This window comes from Parafrankia discariae (genome assembly GCF_000373365.1).
GTDB classification, from domain to species: domain Bacteria; phylum Actinomycetota; class Actinomycetes; order Frankiales; family Frankiaceae; genus Parafrankia; species Parafrankia discariae.
In genome coordinates this window covers 34153-40905 of sequence record NZ_KB891237.1, presented here as the reverse complement: position 1 = coordinate 40905, position 6753 = coordinate 34153, and the positions used below count along the sequence as shown (strand labels likewise).

The following is a 6753-nucleotide window of genomic DNA, read 5'->3' as shown; positions in this document are numbered from 1 at the left end:
GACGCATTCTAATAGAGCAGGAACAACGCATCAGCAAAGCGTGGAGGAGGCATTCCGAAAAACTTATCCATCACCGCACCCAGAGACGGTCGACGCGCTAACTAAGCGGCATTGGGCCATGACCACCCTCAAAACCTGGCGGCTACTCCGCAAGCCGCGCTGCTCCACCACCCGCATCACCAGCCTCGTTCAGGACATCCTCACCCTCCACCTCAAGACCACCCACCGAGGTTGAAAAAGCTCACTGAAGCGAGTTGGCCGAGCAACCGCATACGCCGGTAGGACAACTCACATCAGAACCGTCCCCGACCACTCACCCCGACACCGGGACATGACCGAAGCGAGTTGGCTGAGCCAGCCCACATACGCCGGTCAGACAACTCGCATCAGAACTGTCTCCCGGCCGCTCCGCCACGGCGCGGGTGAAGTGGGTGGCGCGGGGCGACGGACGGGCACCGGCAGGTACCGCGCAAGGCGCGAAGCACAAGGCGCGAGGCGGTACCCGCCGGCGACTAATCGCGCGCGTTCACCAGACGTAGCCGGGCGACAACCTCATGACCGGCCTGATAAAGCGCGGAAAAAGGGTGCCCTGGTTCACGGAGATCCCGTTCCGCCAGGTCCAGGTATCGGCGACCGACATACGTCAGAGCACGGAAGGTCACCTGCCCGGACTCCGGAACGGGAGCCCGCTCCGAGTCTTCGTCGAAGGTGTCGAGGTGCGCTTCGACGACCGAGAGGAAATGACGGGTCGCGGCGACCACGACACGGTGTGCGCCACCGCCCACCAGGCCACCACCGGCACTCGTGTAGAGGCTGGTGGTGCCGTCGGCCAGCGAGACGGCCGTGGCCGTGCCCTCGGTCATCCCGATTTCCATCAGCGCACCCCACACTACGGTGCCATCTGCGGGACGCCGCATTCCCTCGACCGCGGGATCAAGGGTGAGAACACCCTCGCGAAGCCGATGGAACAATAGTGCACAGTTGTCGGAGCGAAGAGGCGCGCGGCTACCGAGCATCGTCCAAATCGTAGTGGGGGAACCCGGGTCCGTCCCAGCATCCGACCGAAGCAGGCCCTTAATGATCAGTGCTGACCACACTTTTTGGTGGTGTGGTCGGCCGCGTGCGGACCACACACCGCTCCAAGGTCACCGTCAGGCAGCACACCAGCCCGCCGCCGTGACCGGCTCCGGCCCGGCGGCCAGGCCCGGGCGACAGAACCGGGCCATGGCTCCGGCCTCGGATCCAACTCCGGAACCGGGCCATGCCCCGGCCCTGGAACCGGGCTGTGGCCCTGACCTCGGATCCGGGAGGCCTCCCGGGCCGGACGGCACTCTGCAGAGGAACGAACCAGTCACTTAAGGCACACTTCGACCCGTGAGTGTCCGGATCACGACGTTCAGCCGCGACGGCGGGTCGTCCTCATGCACACCGGCGACCGACCAGGGCGGTCTCACGACTCCTACCTGGTTCCTGATCTGCGCCGTCGTGTGTGTCTGCCTGTGCGCGGCGGCCGGGGTGGGCACGATCGCCGTGGCCGAGCGGCGTGCCCACGCGGTGTCGACGATCGGTGGGCAGACGGCGGCCCGCACCCAGGCGTCCTGGGACATCCACCGACATCTGGCCGAGGCGGCGGCGGCCGAGGCAGCGACGTTCCTCGGGATCAACGCCACGCCGGACGAACCCGACTACGCCGACTTCGCCGCCGCGATGCGGGCCGCGACCGAGGCGATGGTGCGGGCCGGAGCCACCACCGATCCGGGGTTCGGCGACCTCGCCTGCTCCGGGCGGGAGCCTCCCGCCACAGCCGGACCGAGCCCCGCCACCTCGAGCAGGCCAAGCCCGGACAGCCCGGACCCAGCCAATGACAGCCCGGCCAGCCCGAGCCCGGCCGACGGCGGGCCGGGCGGAAGCGGGCCGGCCGACGGCAGCCCGGGCGGAGGCGGGCCGGGCGGAGGCGGGCCGGGCGGAGGCGGCGCCCGGCCCGTGCCGCCGCCGAGCGGCGAGGCCGCGGCCGAGGCGCTGGCCACCCTGGTCTGCCTCACTCCGGTGTACACGCGCTACGTCGGCGAGGCCCGCGCCAACGACCGCCTGGCGATGAGTGTCGGCGGGGCCTACCTGCGCGCGGCCAACTCGCTGATGAACGACCGTCTCCTGCCCGCCAGCGCGACTCTCGCCCGTTCCCAGACGGAGGAGCAGGCACAGGCGTTCCGGCGCGCGACCCGGGCGGGCGACGTCGTGGGGCTGGCCGTGGTCGCGTCGCTCGCGCTCGCGGCGCTGGCGGCCGCCCAGGTACTCGGCCTGTTACGGACCCGCCGGTTACTGAATCCGGGTCTGCTCGCCGCCGTGCTCCTGGTCGTGGTGGGGATCGCCTGGCCGCAGGCGGCCCTGGCCACGGAGCGGGCGAAGCTGGCGAGCGCCCGGTCCGCGGGCTATGACGTCCAGGCCATGCTGGCTCGGGTCCGCCATCTCGCGCTGCGTGCGGAGGGGGACGTTCTCTACTGGCGGATCGCTCAGGGCGGTGAGATCGTCTTCGACGCCGACTACGACCGGGCCGCGGCGCAGCTCGCCTGCGCCGCCCGGGGCCGCGAGCCGGGCACCACGCCCCTGAGCGACCCGCGGGCCCGCAACGGTCCGGGCTACCCCGGCGACCCCGGCGGCCAGAACGCTGCCGACGGCACCGACGGCTCGGCCGGCGCCCACGACGCCGGCGGCGCGGGCGGCGCGGGCACGGCGCGGGAAGGTCCGCCAGGCCCGCACGAGGCGTTGGCTCGCGATCCGGACTTCGTGCGCTGGTGTGGTCCGGCGACAGCCCACCCGCTCGATCCGGGCACCGTCGAACTCGCCGACCTGGCGCGCCGGGGCGGGGCGATCGCGATCGACGCCCCGGCCGACGATTCGACGCGTGACTCCACGGGTCGGTTCCGGGACCTGGCCAACACGCTGACGAGGGCGGACGGTGCGGCCGAGGCGCGGTTCGGCACCGAGGTCGCCGGGGCTGGTGACGCACTGCGCGGCGTGGCCGCCGGCGCGGGGGCGTTGTTCCTGCTCGCGGCGGTGCTGGTGGCCTTCGGGCTGGCGCCGCGGATCCGGGAGTACGGGTGAGACGCGCCGCGCTGGTGCCGCTGGTGGCCGCGGTGGCGCTGGCCGGGTGTTCGACCGTCCACGGCGATTTGTCCCAGGCGGCCGACCAGCCCTGGGAGCCGCTGGTGACCGCGTCGGCCGAGGCCGGCCAGGTCGCCGCGCCCGAGGCCGGAACGCCGACCGACCTCGTCCCGCCGATCGACGTCGAGGACCTCGTGCCGGGAGGGTCAGTCGACCGGATCCGCGGGCGCGGTTTCCTGTGGGTGGGTGTCTCGCGTGACACCCAGACCCGTGGCGCGTGGAATCCGGTGTTCCGCCGGTTCGAGGGCTTCGACGTCGACCTCGCCCAGCGGATCGCGCAGGCGCTGTTTGGGCCGGGTGAGACGGACACGAGGATCCGGTACCGCCCGGTCAGCTACGCGGAACGGCTGCCGGCGGTCGAGAACGGGGAGGTCGACATCCTCGTCAGTACCCTGACCTACTCGAGGTTACGAGCCGCGCGGGTGGGTTTGTCCGCGGGTTACTTCACCGCTCATCCACGGCTGCTCTCCCATCGGGAGCGCCCGTCCTCGGGTGCGGGGCCGGGCATCGACTCCCCGGAGGAACTCGCCGGGAAAAAGGTGTGCGCCCCGCGGGGCACGACAACGCTGACAAACCTGGAGAATGCCCATGAAATTTATCCGACCTTCGAGATCGTGGATCATCTCGACGAGCTGTCCGACTGTCTGGTCGCCTTCCAGCAGGGTGAGGTCGACGTCGTGGCCGCGAACGACGCAAGCCTGGTGGGGATGCTGAAGCAGGATTCCACCGCCGTCCTGGGCGAGTTCCCCCAGTGGCCGGACGAATACTACAGTGTCGCGTTCGAACGAGACGACACCGAGCTCGCCGGATTCGTCAACGGGGTTTTGGAACGTCTACGGCGCGATGAGGGGGCGTGGCTGGAACTATGCAGGAAATGGGAGGACCACGACGAGATGCCCTGCGAGGACTCGCGGCCACCCGAACCGCGGTGGAAACGTTGACCACGCACGGGGCTGGCGGCACCGGAGGCGCGGGCCGCCCGGCGGCACCCGGGAAGGAGGGTGGGTGATGACCGCTGACGATCGGATCGTCTCGGCAGCCGGGCACGGGAAGGCCGCGCGGCTGGGGCTGGCCGAGGGGCCGGGCCGATGAGCGAGCCGACGGGCGTCGCGTGCGTCCGGCCCGGCTGCGTCGGCGGGGTCATCATGACCAGCGGCTTCTGCAACCGGTGCGGCGCGCCTGGCCCGGAGTCGGAAACGGAAACGGAGTCCGGGCCGGTACCTGTGCCGATACCGGCACAGGCGGCGCCCCCGGAGCGGGAAGCCGAACAGGACCCGGAGCGGGAAGCCGGGCAGGCCTCGGAGCGGGGAACCGGGCGGGAACCGGACACCGCCGATCCCGTGCTGGTTCCCACCCAGCCGATCAGCGTCTCCCGCCCGGCGGCCAAGGATCGCGACCCGCTGCGGCTGCCCGTTCGGCGCGACGTCGTCGTGGCGAACCGTCCCGTGCTGCTGTCGAGCCCGAACGTGCCGAACAACCTGCGCGAGTGCGCCGCGTGCGGCACCAGGGTCGCCCGGCCCGGCCCGGACGGCGCCGTCGAGCTGGAGGGGGTCTGTCCCCGCTGCCGACAGCCGTACTCGTTCACGGTCAAGCTCGTCGCCGGCGATCACGTCGGGCAGCAGTACACCGTGCACGGCGCGATCGGCCACGGCGGGATGGGCTGGGTGTACGCGGCGACGAACGACAATCTGGGTGACGACGACATCCAGGCCTGGGTGGTGCTCAAGGGCCTGCTCGACGTGGCGAACCCGGAGGCGCGGCGGATAGCCGAGGTGGAACGGCGGATGCTGATCTCCGTCAACCACCCGAACATCGTGAAGATCCGTGACTACGTCTCGCACCGGGGCGAGGACTACATCGTCATGGAGTACGTCCCGGGGGTGTCGCTGTCCCGGCTGGCCGAGACCCAGCCGCCCGGCCCGGACGGCCGGCCGCTGCCGCTGCCACCCGCGGACGCCATCCGGTACCTGCTGCGGCTGCTGCCCGCGCTGAGCCATCTGCACCGGCGCGGGCTGGCGTACTGCGACCTCAAACCGGACAACATCATGGTCAGCACCGAGCAGGTCACGCTGATCGACCTCGGTGGCGCGCGGCGCCTCGACGACCAGTTCTCCAGCTTCCTGTCGACGCCCGGGTACCGCGCCCCGGAGCTGGAGGACGGCGAGTTCCGCCCGGCGGAGGTGACCCGGCACAGCGTGCCGACCGTCGCCTCGGACGTCTTCGCCGCCGCCCGCACGCTGGCCCGACTCGTCCTCGGTCGGTTCCCGGGCTTCCTGGACGTCCACCGGCACGGCCTGCCACCGCGGGACGGACACGCGCCACTGCTCGACTTCGAGTCCCTCGACCACCTGCTGCGCCGGGGCACGGCGAGCGACCCGGCCGACCGGTTCGCGACCGTTGCCGAGTTCGCCGAGGAGCTCACCGGCGTGCTCTACGAGATCGTCTCGCGCACCGAGGGGAACGTCCCCCCGCTGGCCAGCCGCTGGTTCGAGCCGGAGCTGCATCCGACGGGGGAACCCGACGACGGCGGGCACGGCGAGGACGACGAGCCACCGACGGTCTGGGAGATCCTGCCCGACCTGCGCATCGACGCGGACGACCCGCAGGCCCGGGTGCTCGCGACCACCCTGGGGGAGGACCCGGCCGCGCTGGCCGACCGGCTCGCGGAGGTCGCGCGGCCGACCCGGCAGACCCGGCTGGCGCTGGCCCGGGCCCAGATGCGCGCCGGCCACACCGAGCAGGCCCAGCTGACGGTGCGGGAACTGGCCGCGGCCTACCCGCTGGAATGGCGGGTGATCTGGTGCCAGGGCCTGCTCGACCTGGCGGCCGGGCGGGCGGAGCAGGCCGCCGCGGCGTTCGAGAGGATCTACGCGCGCATGCCCGGCGAGCTGGCGCCGCGGCTCGCCGTCGCGACCGCCAGTGCCGCCGCCGGTGACCGGGGCCGCGCCGCCGAGCTGTTCGACGTCGTCAGCCAGGTCGACCCGGCGATCACCAGCGCCGCGTTCGGGCTGGCCCGTTGCCTCGACGACCGGGACGGCAAGCTCGACGCCTATCGGCGGGTGCCGGCGTCCACGCACGCCTACACGGCCGCCCGGGTGCGGATGATCGGGGTGCTCGTCGGCTCGCACCTGCGGCCCGAGCAGACCGGCCCGGTTCCACCCGTGGTGTCCCTGGACGACCTGCGCAGCGCCGAGGCGATCCTCGAGAGCTCCCGGCCGCGGCTCGGTCTCGACCGGCGGCGCCGCGCCGAGCTGCGGCTGGACATCCTCGCCGCCGCGCTGTGCCTGGTCGGCACCGGCGCACCGGTGCCGGAGCCGCAGTCGGAGTCGTCCGGGACCGGGCCGACGAGGGTGTTCGGGCGCAGGCTGGTCCCCCGCGAGCTGCGGCTGGGGCTTGAGGCGGCGTACCGGGACATCGCCCGGCTCGCCGGTGACCGCCGCGAGCGCATCCACTACGTCGACGCGGCGAACCGGATCCGCCCGCGGACCCTCTGGTGATCGGCGGGGCCAGCGGGCAGTCAGCCGATCCCGGCCGGGCGCCCTCTCCCGCCGCGCGACGGCGACTGGGCGTGCGCCGGTGCCTGGACCCGGA

At 72.4% G+C, this 6753-nt stretch carries 4 protein-coding genes and 1 pseudogene; 4 read left to right on the top strand and 1 reads right to left on the bottom strand.

Features of this window, described 5'->3' with window-relative positions; translation table 11 throughout:
- Nucleotides 1–235: pseudogene (locus B056_RS46160) on the top strand (hypothetical protein); the annotation flags it as partial.
- Nucleotides 236–512: 277 nt separating this feature from the next.
- Here B056_RS46160 and B056_RS0123975 read toward each other — a convergent pair.
- Nucleotides 513–1016: a hypothetical protein gene (locus B056_RS0123975; protein ID WP_026240073.1), complete on the bottom strand. Its 504-nt coding sequence runs from the start codon at nucleotides 1014–1016 to the stop codon at nucleotides 513–515.
- A 358-nt stretch (nucleotides 1017–1374) separates the two neighbouring features.
- Between B056_RS0123975 and B056_RS0123970 the strand changes: the two genes are divergently transcribed.
- The 3 genes from B056_RS0123970 (at nucleotide 1375) to B056_RS0123960 (ending at nucleotide 6659) form a co-directional block, all read left to right on the top strand.
- Nucleotides 1375–3102: a hypothetical protein gene (locus B056_RS0123970; RefSeq protein WP_018504397.1), complete on the top strand. Its 1728-nt coding sequence runs from the start codon at nucleotides 1375–1377 to the stop codon at nucleotides 3100–3102.
- On the top strand, nucleotides 3099–4103 hold the full coding sequence (locus tag B056_RS0123965) for a glutamate ABC transporter substrate-binding protein (RefSeq protein ID WP_018504396.1): 1005 nt from the start codon (nucleotides 3099–3101) through the stop codon (nucleotides 4101–4103). The genes B056_RS0123970 and B056_RS0123965 overlap by 4 nt, the downstream gene beginning before the upstream one ends.
- Nucleotides 4104–4250: 147 nt before the next feature.
- Entirely contained in the window at nucleotides 4251–6659 is a 2409-nt protein-coding gene (locus B056_RS0123960) for a serine/threonine-protein kinase (RefSeq protein WP_230203159.1), read from the top strand.
- The last annotated feature ends 94 nt before the right edge of the window (nucleotides 6660–6753 follow it).

What these genes read in the sequence shown, in the direction of transcription:
- B056_RS0123975 (WP_026240073.1), bottom strand. Translation starts at nt 1,016, where the DNA reads ATGCTCGGTAGCCGCGCGCCTCTTCGCTCCGACAACTGTGCACTATTG.
- B056_RS0123960 (WP_230203159.1), top strand. Translation starts at nt 4,251, where the DNA reads ATGAGCGAGCCGACGGGCGTCGCGTGCGTCCGGCCCGGCTGCGTCGGC.